Source organism: Occallatibacter sp. (assembly GCF_035317045.1).
GTDB lineage: Bacteria > Acidobacteriota > Terriglobia > Terriglobales > Acidobacteriaceae > Telmatobacter.
The window spans coordinates 422,905-443,321 of sequence record NZ_DATHHT010000011.1; the positions used below are offsets into that span (position 1 = coordinate 422,905).

The following is a 20,417-nucleotide window of genomic DNA, read 5'->3' on the forward strand; positions in this document are numbered from 1 at the left end:
CCCGCGTTTCGGTGTTTAGCCAGGTCGCGAGATCTTATAGGATGGCTGATACGTCATGGCGCTTACGGCAGGAATCCGGTTACACATTTGTGCTGGAGCCGCAATGTTCTTTGCCGCGTCGACTGCATCAGCCTTGATGCCTTCAGAACCGGGTGTATCCCGCACCCTGGCAATCGACCGTGCAGGGCGACTATCGAAGATCCATTATCAACTCTCTTTCGCAATCAGGGAGCATGAGGCCGCCGTTGACGGGACGGAGTCTCTCTCCTTCGACAGCAAGACCGACGGCGACTTGTTGATCGACTATCGCGACGGCATTCTGCATTCGGCAGAATTGAACGGTCGGCCAATTTCGCCCCAGATCGAGAACGGACATCTGAAGTTGCCGGCGAGCACCGGAAAGAACAAAGTAAAGCTGGTATTTACCAGCAATGCTGCGGCCGCGGGCAAAGCGATTACGCGGTATGAGGACAAGGACGACGGCAGCGAATATTTCTACACACTATTTGTACCGATGGATGCGAGTATGGCCTTTCCATGCTTCGATCAGCCGGACCTGAAGGCTAACTTTCGTCTCGATGTCGAGCATCCTGCACATTGGACGGTGATCGGGAATACAGCTGCAACACTGACGGACGAAACGCATACGAGCTTCGAAGAGACGCGCCCTATCAGCACATACCTGTTCGCGTTTGCGGCGGGCCCGTTTGAGGCAGTGCGCTCAAAAAATGCAGCGGAGCCGACCGTCTATGTGCGCAAGTCACAGATGGCGCGAGCAGAGCAAGAGGCACCCCAGGTGCAGCAGATGGCGGCGCGCGGCATCGGCTACTTCTCAGAGTTCTTTGCGCAACCGTTTCCCTTCCCCAAGTATGACCTTGTTCTAATCCCCGGATTCCCTTTTGGCGGAATGGAGCATGCGGGCGCAACGTTTCTGAATGAGGACGGAATCCTCTTTCGCTCGATGCCCACGCCAAGCGACTTCTTCCGGCGCAACACTCTCGTGCTGCACGAGACCTGCCATCAGTGGTTTGGCGATCTGGTAACCATGCGATGGTTTGACGACCTGTGGCTCAAGGAAGGCTTTGCGCAATACATGGCGTACAAGGGACTGGCGTCGTTAGAGCCCGCGTCGAACCCATGGAAGCACTTCTATGATGACGTGAAGCCGCTCGCGTACGGGATTGATGAGACGCTGGGCACTACGCCCATCTACCAGGACATCCCAAATCTGAAGGATGCGAAGTCCGCGTATGGGGCGATCGTGTATCAGAAGGCGCCCGCGATTCTGAAGCAACTCGAGTTTCGAATTGGCAGCGATGCGTTTCGCGCGGGCCTTCGAACGTACCTCAGTAAGCACGCGTACGGGAATGCAGAATGGAGCGACTTGATTGCCGCATTTGGTCAGGCGATCGCGACAGACAGGGACCCATCGGCAACAAGCAAGAAGGTGCCCGATCTCGATGCATGGGCGGCCGCTTGGATCAAACGACGCGGAATGCCGCAGATTGACGTGGACTGGTCCTGCAGAAATGGCAAGGTCGATCGGCTCACGCTCTCGCAGCATGATGTTTTGCCGGATGGGTTTGCGTGGCCTATCTCGACCCAGGTGATGTTGAACTACGGACCGGAGGACAAACCGAATCGCCTGTTTCGCGTTGATTGGAGCACGGCAGCGATCAAAGTATCTCAGGCTCTCGGACAAGCTTGTCCTGCCTTCGTGTTTGCCAACGCCGGGGACGAAGCTTATGGAAGATTTCCGCTTGATAGCGCGAGCGAAGCGGAAGCATCAAGACAGATTGTTTCGGTACCGCTGGACAAGCAGGAGCCTCTGCTCCGCGCAATGCTTTGGGGTGCGCTCTGGGACAATGTGCACCTCGCGAAATCGCCGCCGAGGGGCTATGTCGAACTGGCGGTCAAGTCACTCCCGGACGAGGTCGATGATGCAATGGCGCGCGTTCAGGGCGGCAGGATCTCGACAGCTCTTCACTCCTGGATGAGCGAGGACGCGCGCAAAGCGGTCCTGCCGCACGTGGAGTCGGTGATTGCCGATCGCATGTTCAATGCGCCGACGCTTGGCATGCGTATCGTCAGTTTCCGCACGTTCACATCGATTTCTGAAACACCCGATCGCCTGCAGAAAGTGAAAGAACTTCTTGCGGGAAAAGTTGGAGTGCCGGGCATGGAGTTAAAGCGGCTCGACCGCTGGAACCTGGTCGGCCATCTGGTCGCGATGAGCGATCCGGAGGCAAAAGCAATCTACGAGGCGGAAAAGGCGCATGACCAAAGCGGCGAAGGCCTGAAATATGCATATGCCGCCGAGGCAGCAACCCCATCCGCCGAGGTGAAGGAGCGCTATTTCAACGAATACCTTCACTCGCCAACGATCCAGGAAGACTGGATCACGCAAAGCCTGCGTCCATTCAATGCGTGGAACCAGGCCTGGCTCACACAGCAATACCTGGTGCAGGCGCTCGACGAACTCGAGAAAATCAAACAGCATCGAAAGATTTTCTTTCTCGGTGCATGGCTGGGGGCCTTCATTGGTGGGCAGGACACCCTCGAGAACAGTGTGAATGCGAAGACCGCAGTACAGACGTGGTTGACGACGCACCAGATCGATCCAGACCTGCGGCGCAAGATTCTCGAAGCGGCGGATGCGCTCAATCGGACAGGCTTAATTCGCAAGACCTATCCAAACTGATTTCGTCGCGATCAGATCTCTGGCCGCTGCCGAAACTGCTCCATCATGCGCCAATTTCCTTTACAATCCCACTCAATCGATTCTGATTGTTTTCCCCGCCGTAGAACAAAATCCTGTTTGTTTTGGAGCCCACCATGTTTGCCGGCCGCCGTCGTTTTGCCGCGTCACTTTGTTTCGTTTCTGCGATTTCGCTTGGAGCACAGCAATATCCCGCCACCATGCTCTCGGGGCTTCACTGGCGCGATGTAGGGCCGATGCGCGGTGGTCGCACGTACGCTGTGGCCGGAAATGCGACGCAGCCCGACACCTTTTATATGGGCTCGGTCGGCGGCGGCGTCTGGAAGACAGAGAACTCCGGCCGTACCTGGTTTCCGATCGCCGATGATCCTGTGACCGGAATTCCGATTGGTTCGATTGGCGCAATTGCGGTGGCTCCTTCCGATCCCAGCATTATTTACGTGGGCACTGGTGAGCCGGATATTCGCAGCCAGCATTCCTACGGTATTGGGCTCTTCAAATCGGAAGACGCAGGTAAGACGTGGCACTCGATCGGACTTGGAGAGACCCGCCAGATTGGGAAGATTGTTGTCGATCCAACCGATCCGAATCGGGTTTATGTCGCTGCGCTCGGGCACGTCTACGAGGCGAACCCCGATCGAGGAGTTTATCGCTCGCTTGACGGCGGAGCACATTGGAAAAAGGTCCTGATCAACACGAAGGACCCTGACAATGTGGGCGCTGTCGATCTCGCTCTCGATCCAAGTGTCCCTCGCACTCTCTATGCCTCGCTCTGGGCGACGAGACGGCCACCGTGGGCAGTGTATGCACCGTCGAACATGCCTGGCGGAGGACTCTACAAATCCACCGATGGCGGCGACTCATGGAGTCAACTATCCGGTGGTCTTCCCGCCGACGATTATGTAGGCAAGATCGGCATTGCAATTGCCCCCAGCAATTCAAACCGCTTGTACGCGGTGGTCGATGATCTGGGAACGGCGATCGCAAGGCCCATTCGAACCAGCACCACCGGCGAGAACGGGCCGGAGCCGAAACCTTCCGGGGGTATTTATATATCCGACGACGCGGGCGCAACGTGGAAGCTGGTGAACAACGAACAGCGCCTTTGGGGCCGTGGGTGGTATTTCGGCCAGATCAGTGTGGACCCCGCCAATCCTGATCGCGCGTATGACATCAACACTGCGACCTACATGACGCTCGATGCGGGCAAGACGTGGGTCCCCGTGAAAGGCGCACCGGGTGGAGACGACTATCACCAGCTTTGGATCAATCCGAAGGATCGGAACCGGATGGTTCTTTCGAGCGATCAGGGAACGGTCATCTCGGTTGACGGCGCGAAGACGTGGAGCACGTGGTACAACCAGCCGACCGCGCAGATCTATCACATTGCGGCCGACAATCGTTTCCCTTACTGGCTCTATGGCGCGCAACAGGATTCGGGCGCGGTTGGCGTCAGCACGTGGTCACGCATGGGCATTCTCGATTACCACAATTGGGAGGCGATTTGTGAAGCAGGAGAGAGCAGCACGGTGGTGCCGGATCCCGATGACGGCAACCTGCTGTATGGCAACGGAGATCAGCGCTGCAATCAACAGCTGAACTTGCCTGCCCCCGCCGGTGGCGCATTACCCGCAGCCGACCCCAACGATCCCAACCGCAGAACATGGACGCTGCCGCAGGTGTTTTCCATGGCCGACAAAGCCCTCTATTATGCCAATCAATTTGTCTTCCGCACGCGCGACCGGGGCAAGACATGGGCAAAGATAAGCCCAGACCTCACCCGCCTGCATCCAGAATTGCCGAAGACGCTCGATGCGCTCACCGCGAAGGACATCGACGAGTCAATGACAGATCGCTTTGGCGTGGTGTACAGCATCGGACCATCGCCGCTCGATGCGAAGACGGTTTGGGTGGGCACCGACGACGGCCTGATTCACCTGACGCGCGATGATGGCGCGACGTGGAAGAACGTGACCCCTCCGGAGATGAACACTTGGAGCAAGGTGTCGCAAATTGAGGCTGGACACTTCGACCCGGAGACGGCATACGCATCAGTCGACCGCCATCGGTTAGCTGACGACCGCCCCTATATCTATCGGACACACGACGGCGGAAAGACCTGGAAGAACGTCATAGAAGGCATCCCCGCTGGCGCATTTGTGAACTCCGTGAAGGAGGACACGAAGCAGAAGAGCCTGCTCTACGCAGCTACGGAATTGCGTGTCTACACATCGTTCGATGACGGTGATCACTGGCAGCCGTTGCAACTGAATATGCCGGTCACATCGATTCGCGACATTGTTGTTCATGGCGACGATCTGGCAGTTGGAACGTTTGGCCGCGGGTTCTGGGTACTGGACCAGATGGCGGCGTTGCGTCAAATTGCAGCGCACGGCAACGACATCGCGGGTTCCCCGGCATTTCTGTATGCTCCCGGTGAGACGATCGCAATTCACCAGGGCGGACAGAACGGAACTCCCTTGCCGCACGAAGAGCCGCAGGAGTCGAACCCACCGGCAGGCGTCGTCGCTTATTACTGGTTGAAGGGCGCGCCCAGCGGCCCGCTGAAACTGGAGCTTGTGGATGCGAAAGGCAGGGTGGATGTTTGTGTCGCGAGCGATACGCCGGTGAAGTCGGTCGACACCGAGGCAATCAATGTGCAGGCCTACTGGCTCGAACCAACGCCACCACCATCCACGGAACCCGGTATGCATCGCGTGGCACTTAACGTTGTCGCTCAACGCGCCTTCGGATTCGGTGGGCGCAAGGCAGCGCCTACGCCGCCCGTGGATGCTTGTCATCCAACGGGAGCCGCAGCACCTAAATCCGAGACGGCGCCGATGCGTCGGGGCCGAATCGCATCGGGCCTGCAACCCGGGAACTACACCGTTCGCCTCACGGTGGATGGTCAGACTTTGACACAACCTGTCACTGTCAAACCCGATCCACGTCCCCTGCCTAAAGGCGCGGATGCTTCTCCGGACGATGACAATGATGACCAGTAAAGGATAATAAGGCCGATCTCAACGCGTGCCGTTACTTCGCGCAAGAAAAAATCGTGCGCCTCGTCTCAACAAGGCGAGAGCGATTAAGATTCAGTCATTGTGGAACATCATCGAAAACAGACGACGCTCCTGGGGATGGCAGCACTAATCGTTTCGCTTGGAACTGCGGCGGCTGTAGCTCAGACCGATCCCGGCAAGGTTGCCTTTTCCCTTGAACGCGAGGGCAAGCTGGCCGAAGCGGAGGCGGCATGGAGCGCGTTGGCGAAGCAGTACCCAACGAATCCGGAGCCACTGGCTCATATGGGACTGATCGAATCGAAACAGGAGCACTATCCGGAAGCGATCAAAATTTATCAAAAGGCGATGTCGCTGAACCCGCGGATGCCGGGATTGCGGCTGAACCTGGGAATCGCGCTTTTCAAGGCCGGCGAATACCGCGAGACGATTGCGGATCTCGATCCGCTGTTGAAGGCGCAACCCGATGATCAGAGGCTGACAATTCTGATTGGCATGTCTCAGTATGGGCTCGAGCATTTTGCCGAAGCATCGCCGCTTTTGAAGCGAGGTTCAGAACAGGATCCACAGAACCTTACGCTCTTGCTGACTCTGGCACACAGCTGCCTGCTGTCGCATCAGTACCCGTGTGTGCTCGATGCCTATCATCGACTGATCTCGTTGAATGCGGAGTCGGCGGAGGCCGACATGCTTGTCGGCGAGGCCCTGGATGAGATGAAAGACCCCGAGGGAGCGGTGAGGGAATTTCGCGCCGCAGTTGCAGCCAATCCCAAAGAGCCGAACGTCCACTTTGGATTGGGCTATCTGCTCTGGACGAAAGGACAATATCCGGAGGCGGCGCAGGAGTTTCAGGCGGAGCTTGCGAATGATCCGCATCATCTACAGGCGAAGCTCTACATGGCTGACGCCCGAATGAAGATGAACCAGATGGATGCAGCGAGGCTGCTGCTGGAAGAGATCGAGAAGGCAGATCCGAATATCGCGATGCAACACCTCGACCTCGGCATCTTGTTTGCTGATGAAGATCGCAAACCGGATGCGAGGAGTGAGTTGGAAATGGCAGTGAAGCTTGCGCCAAAGAACGTGAATGCGCACTACCAGCTGGCGCGGCTATACCGTTCCATGGGATTAGCGGCACAGGCTAAGGTTGAGTTTGATAAGACAAGCGGCCTGAATAAGGCAGAGGACGAGCGACTGCTGAAGATTATGTCAACGGTGCCGTCAACGAAGGGCGCACCCGGAGCTACGAAACTGTCGCCGGATCACTAGGCCAAAATCCGGCAATGGCATCATTGGTTCTGGTGATGGCGTCAGTCCCAGTATTCCTTTTGTTCGTCCTTGTTTCGTTTTTTGAAGTCTTCATGATGGCGGTGGGTATTCGTTCCTCACTGCTCGTAGTACACCGTCTCACCGCCCCAGGGATGGCGATCATGGTAATAGGGGTCATTGTATCCGGCGTGAACTGTGCAACCAGAGCTGAGCCCGGCAACCAGGATTACCAGCGCCTGTGGGACTAAAGAATGCTTTCTAGTAGAGCGCATTTCCTTCCTCTCCTACCGATTCCCGGTACATTCCGATTTCTCGCGTAGATGCAAACTTCTGCTTCAACGGTTGCATGAGATTGCTGGAACAAGATTGCGATCGACGGTCTGCTATCTCCTATCGAATTCAGAACAAAAAAATAGGCCGGAGCTAGCGCTCCGGCCTTTTTCAGGAAAGTGACACCCCTTAGAAGTTAAGCTTTGCACCGATCTGGATGATCCGCGGCTCGTGTGCCGTTGTGACCTGTCCGAAGCTGCCGTCTTCCAGCGAGGAATCAACGGCACTGAAATTAGTATGGTTGAACGCGTTGAAGTATTCTCCGCGCAATTGGAACCTGAGGTGGTCACCAATGTTCACGTTTTTCATGGTTGCGATGTCCCACTTTTGTACACCGGGCCCAAGCAACGAACCAACGCGCTCATTGCCGAAATTTCCGGTGGCGTTTGCCTCGGCGAAGGATGACCTAGAGAACCATTCTGCCCTCGTTTTGGTTTTCTGAATTTTGCCTGTCTGGTTCGGGCGAATCGCGATGTCTCCATTTTGAATGAAGCCCAGGCCATTGATTCCCGTTCCAGGTGCACTGCCTGCCGCACAGACGCCAGCCGTTACGATGCACGCAAACGGATCGACCTGCTGCGTGACGGTAAAGGACGACCCGGAGACAAACGATGAGACACCGGAAATTTCCCAGCCACCCAGAATGTGACCTTCAAAGCCATGTTGAGCCTTGAAGAACGGCAACTCGTAGATGTAGTTGACTTCCAGGATTTGCGGCGTATTCGTAGAAGATGGACCGTAATCCCTTGTGAAGTCGTAGCTGCTGGTTGCGGAAGTGCCGCGATCGTTCGAATTTGTGGTGAGATCTTTCGACCACGTGTAAGCAACGCCCACGGTGAGACCCCGCGAAGAGCGATGGCTGAGCGAGACCTGCAGCGAGTTGTAGTTGTTGGTGAAGAGCGGAGCCCTGTCGTGCATGTATCCGTACCCAAGGTAGGGGCGGATCGCGTTGACATCGGCGTTTGGATTGTTCGTTCTGGCAGAGACGGTTGGTTGATTCAGATCGAACTCGCCAAGCAGATGGCGCGCCAAATTTCCAACATATGCGACTTCGATGGTCGTAGTGGGCAGCAGTTGCCGCTGCACTGACAGATTGTAGTTCGCATAGTTGGGGGCGCGAAACGTGGGTGTTCCCGTCACAGTGAGCGCGTTGGGACCATACGAGACGGCGTTCTGTCCGGACGGACTGTCGAACGAAGTGTTGTTGATGGTCGTGGTTTGCAACAGAGGTGGATCCTGGAACGCGTTCTGCTCCCAGATTCCATTGAGCAAGCGGTCATAGAAAATTCCAAAGCCGCCACGTATCGAAGTCAGCCCGCGGCCATCGGGGTTATACGCAAAGCCGAGGCGCGGCCCGAAGTTGGAGTTCTTATTCGGGTTGATGTTGTTGCCAAAGGGCGAGCAGGTTACCTGAGCGGAAATTGCCTGCGCCGCTGTACATGCACCGCCCTTTGGGAAGATGATGCCGTTGGCGTAGGTGGCCGGAATCAACGATGTCACGGTCGGGTCGAAGTTGCCTGTCCCTGGATTGATGACTGGCGCCTTCGTGGAGCTGTATATCTGAGGATCGAAGTTGTTGAGCGTGTTTCTTACGTCGGACGGCGACGGGAACGCGCTCCAGCGAACGCCGAGGTTGATGGTAATCTTCCTCGAAATCTTCCAATCATCCTGAACGTATGCCTCGCTGTTGATGTAGTGGAGATCGGGAATGATATCGCGGCTTCCCTGCGAGTAGGTACGCACGTTGCCGAGAAGGAAATCACCCCAGGTATTGAACGAGAAGCCCGGACCACCGGAGACCGCGTTCTCAGTCTTGATCATCTGCTGGAACTGGAATCCTGTGCGAACGGTATGTTTTCCGAAGCTCATGGCGAGATTGTCAAAGTAGGTTCGATCGAGGTTGCGCTCTTTCCATGGTGCGGAACCCGGAGAGAATCCTTGCACCCCCGTAATGGAGACAGCGGGAACACGGCCGTACGGATCGTTGTAAGCCCAATTATTGGTGAGCTGGCCGTTGACAGTGGAAGAAGTTGCGAATTGTCCGGAGGCGATTGTCGAGTTATAGGTACCCTGGGCGTAGACAAACTCGACCTCGTTGACGATTTTGGGCGAGATGCTCCACGTCAGGTTCCCGACTACGTTTTTGCCCGGCGAATCAACCAGGGTGTTCACGAGACCGGGGTAGTTCGGACCGGCCCATAGCCCCATGGGGGCGTTGACGGGCATATCGTCGTTCATGCCGCGTGCGTAGAAATGAACTTTGTCGTTGAAGTAATGATCGACACGGACGATATCCTCGTGCAGATTATTCTTGGCCGAGTAAGAGAAGGCATAGTTTCCGCCGGTGTTGGCCGGGAACTTGTCGAAGACATTGGTCAAATAGACGCTGGAATTTGCACTGTAGCAACTAGGATTGATCTTCGTGGTGTTGCTCGATGGATCGTAGGTTGTGCAACCGGCGCCGTTCGGGCCGGCAGGAGTGAAGTTGCCCGGCACAACGCCACCGAGTTCGGCCGCTGTCGCTACCGCCATGCTCTGACTGCCGGGAGCTGTATCCTTTTTCCACTCCTCCGACCAGAAGAAGAAGGTCTTCCTCCTGTCGGTGTTGTACGCCCTGGGAATGAAGATCGGGCCACCGATCGTGAAACCGTAATCGTTGTAGTGGTACACGTTCCGCGGCGTAAATGGCGTGTTGATCTTGTTGAAGTAGGCGTTGGCATCGAGAGCCGTATTGCGCACAAACTCGTACGCGTCGCCATGGAAACTCGACGTGCCGTTTTTAGTGGCCACCAGAATCTGGCCGCCGCCTGAGCGACCATACCCCGCGTCGTAGCTGCCTCTCTGCAGTGTGAATTCCTGGATCGCATCGATGCTGGGCTCATTGGTGATGGTTCCGTTGGAACCGCTGTCGTTGATGTCAGCGCCATCGACCGTCCAGTTGTTCGCAGTCGTGCGAGCTCCATTGACAGCCAGGGCCGTTGCGCCCGCGGAAACATCGTCTCCTAGCCCGTTCACTACGCCGGGTTGCAGAGTAACTAACTGCTCAAAGCTACGGCTGCTCAACTCGAGCTCGCGTACTTGCTCTCCCGAGATGGTGCCGGCCTGCGCGCTGCTTTCCGTGTCGATGGAGACCGGATTGTCTTCCACCGTGACCGTGGTGCTGACGGAACCAGTCTTCATCTGAACGTTAAGCGAGTGCTTCTCCGCAACGTCGAGAACGACGCCCTTTGCATTGAAGGTGTCAAAGCCGGTCGCGACTACTGTGACCGTGTACGTTCCGTTGGTGAGATTCGTGGCTTTATAGAATCCCGTACCGTCGGCTTGGACCACGCGCGATGCGCCGCCAACGCCATTGAGCGCAATGGTGATGGTCGCATTGGGAATGACCGCTCCGGTTGTATCCGTTACGATGCCGCTCAGCGTTGCAGTGAGTTCCTGCGCACGCGTAACGAACGGGCAGATGAGGAACAAGACCGCAACGAGACCCACCATGACTCGCCGCATGTTCGGGCCCCCGCCGTTTGTGGAGCGTCCTGGGCCAGGGTTGGAACGCACCAATGAAAGACTTTGATTGAAAACCCGATTCAGGTCAATCATTGCCATCACACCTTTCCTATGAGATCTCGTGGTGTCGATACGCATCCGCGTATGGACGGGTGAATTCAAGAGCGTTGACACGGATTGCGCTTGAACGAATTCGCCCTGGGATTTCCTGAAAGAGACCGGCCGCCAAAACAGTTGTCCCAGTGCTGCGAGTCTCGCTGCACGTGGTTCAGGTTGCTGGCTCGCTGATGGGCTTTTCGGTACTGGCACTACGCCTCCCAAGGTGCTGCAGATCGGACCGACGGTAAAACTTGAAATTCTCGCCGGCCTTGCCCCGTTACCGAAACCCGAAGGACTTACTGCAAAGAATCGATACGAAGCTTTAAAGGACGTTTACTCGTTGGGGATGAAGATACGACGTTCTTGCGTCAATTTCAACAACAAAATGATCGAATGCGACTTAAACAATCACCGCCACCGTATTATTGGCGACGACTAATCGATTTTCTATTGATCTTTGATCGAATTCACTTTAGTTGTCGGGAACGACGATGCGATGGAATGCGAAATCACTGTGAATGTGGCCGGCAAAATCATCCAGCGGTTTATGCGCTTAACCTTAATTATATGAATAATTTACAACAGTTAATTTTTGAATCGACACGTAAACCGAAATCCTGGATGGCGTGGATCCGACGCAGTTTCTGTTGTTTGCGAGCAATCTGCTCACATATTTGGAAGCGTGTGTCCGTTGATCCAGTGGAGACGTGCCGGTTAGATTCAGGCTCGGATGATGCGAGTACCCTGGCGCTCAAAGGGAGCGAGAGCCTCGGGAGATGCCCCAACATTGGTGATGATGGTATGGATTTCGCCTGCCGGGCAGATAAATGCGGGACTCACATTGCCGAATTTGCTTGCGTCTGTGACCACGATGACCTGTTTGGATTGTTTGAGCATCTTCCGGTAGACGAGTGCCTCGTCGGATTCCAATGTGGTGGCGCCCCGTTCAGCATCCAGACCGGTAACGCTGAGGAAGACTTTGTCCATGTACACATCGTCGAGGAATTCAAGAGCTGCATTTCCGGTGAGCGAAAACGACCACGCCCACGGAATGACGCCACCGGTCAAATAGGTGCGAACACCGGGCTGATTGCAGAGTTCCATGCCTATGTTGATTGCGTTGGTAATGACCTGGATCTTCTCGCGATGTCGAAGACTCCGGCCAATGTGAGTCGTGGTCGTGCCAGCGGTGAGCCCGATCGTCTCATTGGGCTGAACAAGTTCAGCGGCCGCAAGGCCGATGCGGCGCTTTTCAACGGCGAACTTCTGTTCGCGCGCGAGAAATGAACTGTCGTAACGGAATGGCTCGTAAAGGAGTGGCTCGACCAGGGTTGCGCCGCCATGCGTGCGACGAATCAGTCCCCGATTTTCGAGGCGCGCCAGGTCTCGACGAATACTGGGAGCCGACGAACCGGCGACGGCGAGGATTTCTTCGATACTGGCTGAACCTGAGCGGAGCAAAAACTTAATGATAAGTTCACAGCGTTCGTTCAATGTCTCTGGCATGACGGGAACGATTCTACACGCGCAATGGATGAGCATGCATCCGCTTTGCAGATTTTTTGTCAATTTCCCGGTAAAATGGGCGCTATATTTCAATGTAGTGAATGAATTGGACACTTACGATCATGTCGCTCATGGGATTGGCTCCAAGGATTGACGCAAGAAGCACCGAAATAGAACACTTAGGATGCGTTTCCTGCGGTCGGGATTCGACTAAAGCCGCAACGTCCCGATGTCTCAGGACAAGCCCCTGACACCTAACATGCGCCGCTGATGGAATTTGCAGTATTTCAATACAGAGACAATTCCCTTTGCTGCCTTATAATGATCAATCGAAGGCTAAACGATCAAAAATCGTGATCGCGAAATTCAATATCTTCAACTCGCTAGCTTGGTTCCTACTTGGGGGTGATTGTGACGAAATCCTGCGGTCGTAGCTGCGCAACTCTGATATTTGGCATTTCTCTGGCAGCATTTTCTGCTTCGCCAATCCATTCCGAGACTCAGGGAACTCCCGCTCTAATGCCCATGCCGCAGCACGTTGTTCAGGCAGAAGGGCAGTTGAAGATTGACGCCAACTTCACCATCGCTCTTGAGGGGTACACGGATGCGAGGCTTGAGTCGGCGCGCAAACGATTCCTGAACACCCTTTCCCGCGAGACTGGGATTCCCTATCACGACGAAGTGACGAGCGGACCAGCGGTTCTCACCGTCAAGACCGCGGGGGTTGACAATGCGGCGCTGGAACTCGGTGAGAACGAGTCGTACCGACTGGAAGTGACGTCGACCCATGCGCTGCTCACGGCGCCCAATCCGCTGGGCGCGATGCATGGGCTGCAAACATTTCTGCAACTTGTGGCGATCACTCCCGAGGGATTCAGCACACCGGCGATAACGATCGACGATGAACCACGCTTTCCGTGGCGCGGGTTGATGATCGACACAGGACGTCACTTTCAGCCACTGGATGTGCTTGAGCGCAACCTCGACGGCATGGAAATGGTGAAGCTGAATGTCTTCCACTGGCACCTGTCGGATGACCAGGGATTTCGCGCCGAAAGCAAGGTGTACCCGCTTTTGACCGGCAAGGGTTCGAATGGCCGGTATTACACGCAGGCCCAGATGCGCGATGTGGTGGGATATGCTCGCGATCGCGGTATCCGTGTCGTGCCTGAATTTGACATGCCATGCCACACCACGGCGTGGTTTGTGGGCTATCCGGATTTGGCGAGTGGCAAAGGACCCTACACAATTGAGAAGCAGTGGGGAGTCTTCGATCCGGCGATGGATCCAACGCGCGAGAGCACCTTTGAATTCCTCGACAAATTCATCGCAGAGATGACGACAATATTTCCGGATGCCTACTTCCACGTCGGCGGCGATGAATGCGACGGGAAGGAGTGGGACGCAAATCCGAGGGTCAAGGCATTCATGCGCACACACGGCATGAAGGATAATGCGGCGCTCCAATCGTACTTCACGGCGAGAGTCCAGAAGCTTGTGACCGCACACCACAGGATCATGGAGGGCTGGGATGAAGTGCTGCAACCCAATACTCCCAAGGATGTCGTGATCCACTCCTGGCGCGGGCCAAAGTCCCTGGCGATTGCGGCGCGCCAAGGAAATCGCGGGCTTTTGTCGGCGGGATACTACGTCGATTTGAACCAGTCGGCGGCCGAACACTATCTTGTAGACCCGCTTGCGGGCGACTCATCCACACTGACGTCAGAGGAGAAGAAGCGCGTCCTGGGCGGCGAGGCAGCAATGTGGAGCGAGTTCACGCCTTCGGAAATCATCGACAGCCGCATCTGGCCGCGCACCGCTGCGATTGCCGAACGCTTGTGGTCGGTGCAGGCTGTCCGCGATGTGAATTCGATGTATGCGCGGTTGTCGGTTATATCGGACAAACTCGAATCCTGCGGTCTCAAGCATCAGTCATTCACGCGCCCCATGCTGCAGCGGATGACTGGACAGACTGATCCAAAATACCTTGCGGTACTGGCAGGTGTAGTCCAGCCGCCAATGGGATATCAGAGGGAAGAACTGAAGAAATATGACTGGTATTCGCCACTGAATCACTTAGTGGACGCGGTTCCGCCTGAGAGCGAAATGGCACGTAAATTCAAAAACCTTGTGAGCGCGATTGTCGCGGGCAATGCTTCTCCCGACCAGCTTCAAAAAGCAAAGGAGTGGCTGACTCTGTGGCGAGACAACGACGCAAAACTGCAGCCTTCGCTGAAGAACTCCGAGATCACTGCAGAGTTGACGCCCGTCTCCCAAACCCTGGCGCAGGTCTCAGCGATCGGGCTGAGAGCGCTCGATGATCTTGAGAATCATCGTCTCGCTGATGCAGGCACTACGCAAGCAGACACACAGACTTTGAAAGCGGCGGAGAAACCGCAGGCTGTGCTGCGCGATATGGTGGTAGAGCCGGTGGAAATGCTTGTGCAGGCAGCAGGAGCGCAAAAGCCATAATCGGGCACGATCGCAGTGCTTTACCGGATGTGGTGATCGTCACTCTCGGGAATCAGAGCCGCGTTCACTGGAACTAGCGTATCGATACGATTTCGACGTTGCCGCTGCGGCGCAGGATGTTAACGCTCACTGAGTCTGTATAGCGTTCGCAGGAGAGATCAACGCTGCCGTTTCCGACCTTGAGGTTGCGAATGCGAATTTGTTGCAGTTTCTCCGGCAGAGCGGAGTGATGCATATAAATCCGCGACTCACTCGCGCGAATTTCGATCCCGAGACTGGCCTGCAACAACATGAAGACCGATCCGGCGGCCCAAGCCTGAGGCGAGCAAGCGACCGGGTAGAGCGTCGGCCCTTTTCCCGGACGGCGGCCAAAGCCGCAGATCAATTCTGGAAGACGATGGAACATCACCTCAGACGAGAGATCAAGCAATCCGGAGGTAATCCGCAAGGCAAGGTCTTTGTCGCTTCTGCGCAGTGAGCCGAGAGCAATGAGAGCGTTGTCATGCGGCCACATCGACCCGTTGTGATAGGACATGGGGTTATATCGGTGCTCACCGCGGACGAGAGTGCGCACCCCCCATCCAGAGAAGAAAGCGGGCGAGAGAAGCGCGTCGCTGATGGATCGGAATTGTGCGTCGCTGGCGATCCCGGAAAACAGACACTGGCCCGCATTGGAACTGCGCACGCGGCATTGCTTTTTTTCGCCATCCAGCGCCAATGCAAACATGCCGAGTTCGTCTGACCAGAACATGGATTGGAACTTCGCACGCAGTTCGGTCGCCTGCGTACGAAGCCGGTCGGCAAGGTCTTTGAACCCAAGGTCGGCAGCAACGGTTGCAATGCCATTCTTGGCCGCATAGACGTAGGCTTGCACCTCACAGAGCGCAATCGGACCTACGGCCAGACGTCCATCGCTATAAAAGACGGAGTCACCTGAATCCTTCCATCCCTGCTGCACCAGGCCGTGATCGGTCTGGCGCGCGTATTCGACGAATCCGTCGTGATCAGGATCGCCGTAGACATCGATCCATTCAAGGGCAGCGAGAACGTTCGGCCAGATCTCGAGCAGGAATTCTCTATCAACTGTGCGCTCGTAGTAGGCGGCGGCAAGCAGGACGAACAGCGGTGTGCCGTCAACAGTGCCGTAGTAGCGGCCGAAGGGTATTTCGCCCAGGCGAGCCATCTCTCCCTTGCGCATTTCGTGCAGAATCTTGCCCGGATCTGCATCGCGCGCGGCATCGGAACTTGTCGCCTGAGTGGCGGCCAGGTAGGACAGCACGCCCTTGGCGACCGAGGGCACCAGCCACAGCAACTCGAGCGCTGTGATGATTCCGTCTCGACCAAACACGGTGCTGAACCACGGCACGCCTGCGTAGGGATAAAGCCCATGCGGCGTCTGCGTAACCATCATGGCGAGGTCGGAACAAGACCGGTTGATCCAGTTATTGAACTGCTCATTGGAAGTTTGAATTTCCACAGCTGCCAATGGTCCGGTCATACGCTTGTGGTTCATCGCCTGCAGCGATTCACTGTAACTGCTGAAAGCGACCTGACTGTTTCCCTCGTGCTCACACACGACATTGACCGTGAAACTTGTCTCGCCATGAGGTTCGATTTGAAGTGGAACCGAGATGCCGCCGCTGCGCGGTTCACAGGAGGGTGCCGAGCACACGACACGCGTGGTACGCCGGATTTGATCAAGACCCTCATAGGCGAGAGTCACAGATGAGCGGCCAATCTCTTGAGGAAACTTCTCACCGCGGCGCTTCCGCTTCTCGCCGCGCACTTCAAAGATGTCTGCGAAATCCGCTTCGAAGTCGAAGGAGAGTTCGACATCGATCGCCGTATCGCCGTAGTTGTTCACTGTGATCTGGTCGTAGCAGACTAATTCGGTCAGGAACTTGGTGCGGTAGATGTGCACCGTGCCTCGAGGCAGCGACGCACCAGATTCAAGCTGAATGTCAGGATTCGTGAAGTCGATTCCGAGGAGAACATTGTCTTCGCGAATCGTCGAACTCAACAGCAACGGCCGAAATCCGCAAAGGAGCATTTCCAGGCGCGAGAGGTGGCGCGTCTCGTTGTGGAAAATACCTTGCTGGCCGAATCCGACTGGCTGAATGTCTCCTCCGCGATCGAAGACGGCGAAAGTATCGCCATTCAGCAGAACCCTGGTTCGATCGTCAGCAAGGGCCGACGAAGCCCGAATGTAGAATTGCTGATCGACCTCAATGACGTCGCGATTGTGTTCACGCTGCCAGGTTGGCATCATCAATAGACGACTCCTGCCTTAGAGAGTAAGTGTGAGTCCACGTTTGCCGCGTGCGGCACGTTTCTTTTCGCAAATTCCACGTTCGTACGCAGTCAGATATTGTTCACACATGCGTCGTGCGGTGAAGCGCTCCAGAAAACGCTGATGGCAAGCCCGGCGATCGACCGACGGAATTCGTTCGACGGCCTCTACGGCTTCTTCGACGCTTTCCACGATGAATCCCGTTACTCCTTCGTCAATTATCTCCGCTACCGATCCGCCGCGAAAGGCCACGACGGGCGTGCCACATGCCATGGACTCAATCATGACGAGCCCGAAGGGTTCAGGCCAGTCGATGGGAAAGAGCAGCGCAGAGGCGTTGCCAAGAAATTCAGCCTTGTCCTGTTCGCCGATCTCGCCAACAAATTCGACATCGGAATCTGCCAGAAGATCGCTGATCTCTGCTTCGAAGTAGTTGCGGTCGGCGTCGTCAATCTTGGCCGCAACCCGCAACGGCATTCCCACCTGGCGGGCAATCTCAATTGCCCGATCGACCCGCTTTTCCGGCGAGATTCGTCCCAGAAAAGCCAGATAATCTCCCGGTGAGAAACGCGGCTGATAGAGTTCCTCCGGAATTCCATGGTGAACCGTAGTCAGCCAACTTGCCCACGGCATTGGGGCGCGCTGGGCATCGGAGATGGAAATCAGGCGCATGTCGTTGAATTCCCTGAAGAGTGGATAGAGATCGGGAATATCGAGGCGGCCATGAAGGGTGGTAACCGCTGGAATTTCAAGCCTTCGAATCTGCGAGAAGGGCAAATAGTCGAGGTGAAAGTGAACTACATCGAATTCATCCGCTTCCTGTGCAATGGTTTCGATGAGATTCAAATGATGAGCCAGCGGCGAAAGCAACTTTCCTCCGTCGAGCCGTAGCGCCCGTTCGGATACGGATCGCAAGCTCGCCGAAGTTCGCGAGTCACCACTCGCGTACAGCGTTATGTCATGTCCCAAGGCTACAAGTTCTTCCGTAATATATGAGACCACCCGTTCGGTCCCGCCATAAAGCTTGGGGGGCACACTTTCGTATAGAGGCGCAACCTGCGCGATTTTCATGGTGGTACGGTCCCCAGCCCGTTCGTGCCCTGCGGGTCATTCTGGTTTGGTTTGATGCGGAGAGCCCAAGCCCACGTGGTCTGAGGGGGGCGAAAACCGGTCAACAATGAAGAATCATGGCGAGGGGATCGACCGGAAACCTTGCTCAATCAAAAGGAGATTCACGAGGATTTTGCGACCGGAAAGCCAGTGTTGAAGAGAGCAACCGGCTAAGACCTGCCACGCAACAGTTGCAATTTCGCGTACATCCTGAGAATATCAATGCATGGATCTTCGGACCTGTTGTCGCCGCTGTATGACGCCTCGCGCGCACAGGTGACCATGGTCCGTTAAAGCTACCATCTCTCCAAAGGTTTCCTGATTGTCCGCGACGCAGCCTTAGCTGTCGCGGGCTTTCTGTTTTTAGCTCATCCGAATTCCCCCAAGAGGTCATATGACTACTGAAGTCGTTCCACCGAAAGAGACAAAGGCCCAACGCACCGAACGCCTGAAGCGCGCCAAGAACCCCTGGGAAGCGTTTGACGAAGTGCGGGCCTTTGCGCGCGAGGGACGCTCCAGCGTTGTCCCGGAGTGGGCCGGCATGTACTTCAAGTGGTGGGGCATCTATACGCAGGGTGACGGTGTGGGCGCCACCGGAGGCAAAGGTGGCGAGGGGCTTGCTTCTGACCATTTCATGATGCGCATCGGCATCCCGAACGGAATCATCTCGTCGAGCCAGCTGCGGACCATCGGCGGGATCACGCGGAAGTATGCGCGCAATCTGGCCGACATTACGGTCCGTCAGAACATCCAGTTGCACTGGCTCACGATTGAGACCTTGCCCGAAGTGGTGGATGCGCTCGACGCGATTGGCCTTTCGCCTAAGGGGGCTTGCGGCGATGTGGTGCGCAACGTAACCGGCTGTCCGCTGGCTGGAGTCGATCACGATGAGTTGATTGACGCCTCGCCGATCGCCATCGAGATTGCGCACTTGCTCACCGCGAATCCTGATTTCTACAATCTGCCCCGCAAGTTCAAGATTTGCGTGACGGGCTGCCCGACCTGGTGCTCCTATCCCGAGATTAATGACATTGCCCTGACTCCCGTGAAGCGTGACGGCCAGGTCGGTTTCACGGTGCGCGTTGGCGGAGGACTCTCCAACGAGCCGCACCTTGCAGTCCGGCTCGATGCGTTCGTTCTTCCTGAGCAGGCGGTGCCCGTAGTGAAGGCGATCACGGAGATCTTTCGCGATCAGCAGGTTTTGCGTGAGAGCCGCGACCGGGCACGGATGAAATATCTCTTCATGAAAGAGGGCTGGACGCCGGAGAGTTTCCTCGCCGAGTTGCGATCGCGTCTGGACTTTGCGCTGGCCCCCGGTGTCGATGAGGAGGTGCCAGATGAGACGCTTCGCGATCACGTGGGCATTCATCGCCAACGCCAGCCTGGATTGAGCTATGTGGGAGCATCCGTTCTGCGCGGCCGTCTGACCGGAGAACAACTGGAAGCAGCCGCCGACCTGGCCGACAAGTATGGCAGCGGCGCCCTGCGCGCAACTGTTTCGCAGAACCTGCTGTTCATCGACGTGCCGACCGACAAGGCTGCGGACCTTGTGCGCGAACTTGGCGCCATTGGTCTTCACGTGGAAGGCTCAGCGTTCTGGCGCGGCGCTGTCGCCTGCACGGGCACAGAATTCTGCAAGCTCGCCATCACTGAAACAAAAGGGTTCACGCGCTGGCTGGTAGACGAACTTGAGGAACTCGTTCCGGACTTTGATCAGCAGTTGCGACTGCACGTAACCGGCTGCCCCAATGGATGCGGTCAGCACTGGATTGCCGACATAGGCATCGAGGGCAAGAAGATCAAGCACGAGGGCAAGCTGGTGGATGCCTACTACTTCTGCCTTGGCGGGTCGGTGGGGCAGCACGCGGGCATCGCGCGGCCAGTGGGCTATCGCACACCTGCCTTCCATGTTCCCGAAGCGATCGCGCGCCTGCTGCGCAAATATCTGGCGACGCGCGATGGTGAGGAGAATCTGCGTGCATGGTTCGCACGCCACACGAACGACGAGTTGCGCGGCTACCTTGCTGGAGAAATCCTCGCGCCGGTGGAGCGCGATTTACCCACGGGCCGCGTGCCCCACGCCGTTGCAGACTGAGGT

9 protein-coding genes are annotated in these 20,417 nt (G+C 56.4%); 5 read left to right on the forward strand and 4 right to left on the reverse strand.

Going from position 1 to position 20,417, the window contains the following annotated elements:
* Positions 1 to 136: 136 nt before the first annotated feature.
* From VK574_RS04945 to VK574_RS04955, 3 genes are all read left to right on the forward strand, one after another.
* Positions 137 to 2,701 (forward strand): M1 family metallopeptidase, encoded by a 2,565-nt coding sequence (locus VK574_RS04945; RefSeq protein WP_472798697.1) that lies wholly within the window; start codon positions 137 to 139, stop codon positions 2,699 to 2,701.
* 134 nt (positions 2,702 to 2,835) lie between these two features.
* Positions 2,836 to 5,724 carry a WD40/YVTN/BNR-like repeat-containing protein gene (locus VK574_RS04950; RefSeq protein ID WP_472798698.1) on the forward strand — a complete coding sequence of 963 codons (2,889 nt, stop codon included), beginning with the start codon at positions 2,836 to 2,838 and terminating at the stop codon, positions 5,722 to 5,724.
* Positions 5,725 to 5,859: 135 nt separating this feature from the next.
* Positions 5,860 to 7,008: a tetratricopeptide repeat protein gene (locus VK574_RS04955; RefSeq protein ID WP_472798699.1), complete on the forward strand. Its 1,149-nt coding sequence runs from the start codon at positions 5,860 to 5,862 to the stop codon at positions 7,006 to 7,008.
* 459 nt (positions 7,009 to 7,467) lie between these two features.
* Here VK574_RS04955 and VK574_RS04960 read toward each other — a convergent pair whose 3' ends face one another.
* Both VK574_RS04960 and VK574_RS04965 read right to left on the reverse strand, forming a co-directional pair.
* Positions 7,468 to 10,842, reverse strand: coding sequence for an outer membrane beta-barrel protein (locus VK574_RS04960; protein WP_472798700.1), 3,375 nt, complete (start codon positions 10,840 to 10,842; stop codon positions 7,468 to 7,470).
* Positions 10,843 to 11,661: 819 nt separating this feature from the next.
* Entirely contained in the window at positions 11,662 to 12,447 is a 786-nt protein-coding gene (locus VK574_RS04965) for a DeoR/GlpR family DNA-binding transcription regulator (protein ID WP_472798701.1), read from the reverse strand.
* 519 nt (positions 12,448 to 12,966) lie between these two features.
* On the opposite strand from VK574_RS04965, the gene VK574_RS04970 reads away from it, so the two are divergent.
* The gene (locus VK574_RS04970; protein ID WP_472798702.1) at positions 12,967 to 14,919 is read left to right on the forward strand and encodes a beta-N-acetylhexosaminidase; all 1,953 of its coding nucleotides are present in this window, start codon (positions 12,967 to 12,969) and stop codon (positions 14,917 to 14,919) included.
* A 73-nt stretch (positions 14,920 to 14,992) separates the two neighbouring features.
* Here VK574_RS04970 and VK574_RS04975 read toward each other — a convergent pair whose 3' ends face one another.
* Together VK574_RS04975 and VK574_RS04980 are read right to left on the reverse strand one after the other, a co-directional pair.
* Positions 14,993 to 17,188, reverse strand: coding sequence for an amylo-alpha-1,6-glucosidase (locus tag VK574_RS04975; RefSeq protein WP_472798703.1), 2,196 nt, complete (start codon positions 17,186 to 17,188; stop codon positions 14,993 to 14,995).
* Between the two features lie 18 nt (positions 17,189 to 17,206).
* Positions 17,207 to 18,280: a glycosyltransferase family 4 protein gene (locus VK574_RS04980; RefSeq protein WP_472798704.1), complete on the reverse strand. Its 1,074-nt coding sequence runs from the start codon at positions 18,278 to 18,280 to the stop codon at positions 17,207 to 17,209.
* Between the two features lie 433 nt (positions 18,281 to 18,713).
* Here VK574_RS04980 and VK574_RS04985 point away from each other — a divergent pair, with 433 nt between their 5' ends.
* On the forward strand, positions 18,714 to 20,414 hold the full coding sequence (locus VK574_RS04985; RefSeq protein ID WP_472798705.1) for a nitrite/sulfite reductase: 1,701 nt from the start codon (positions 18,714 to 18,716) through the stop codon (positions 20,412 to 20,414).
* Positions 20,415 to 20,417 lie beyond the last annotated feature (3 nt).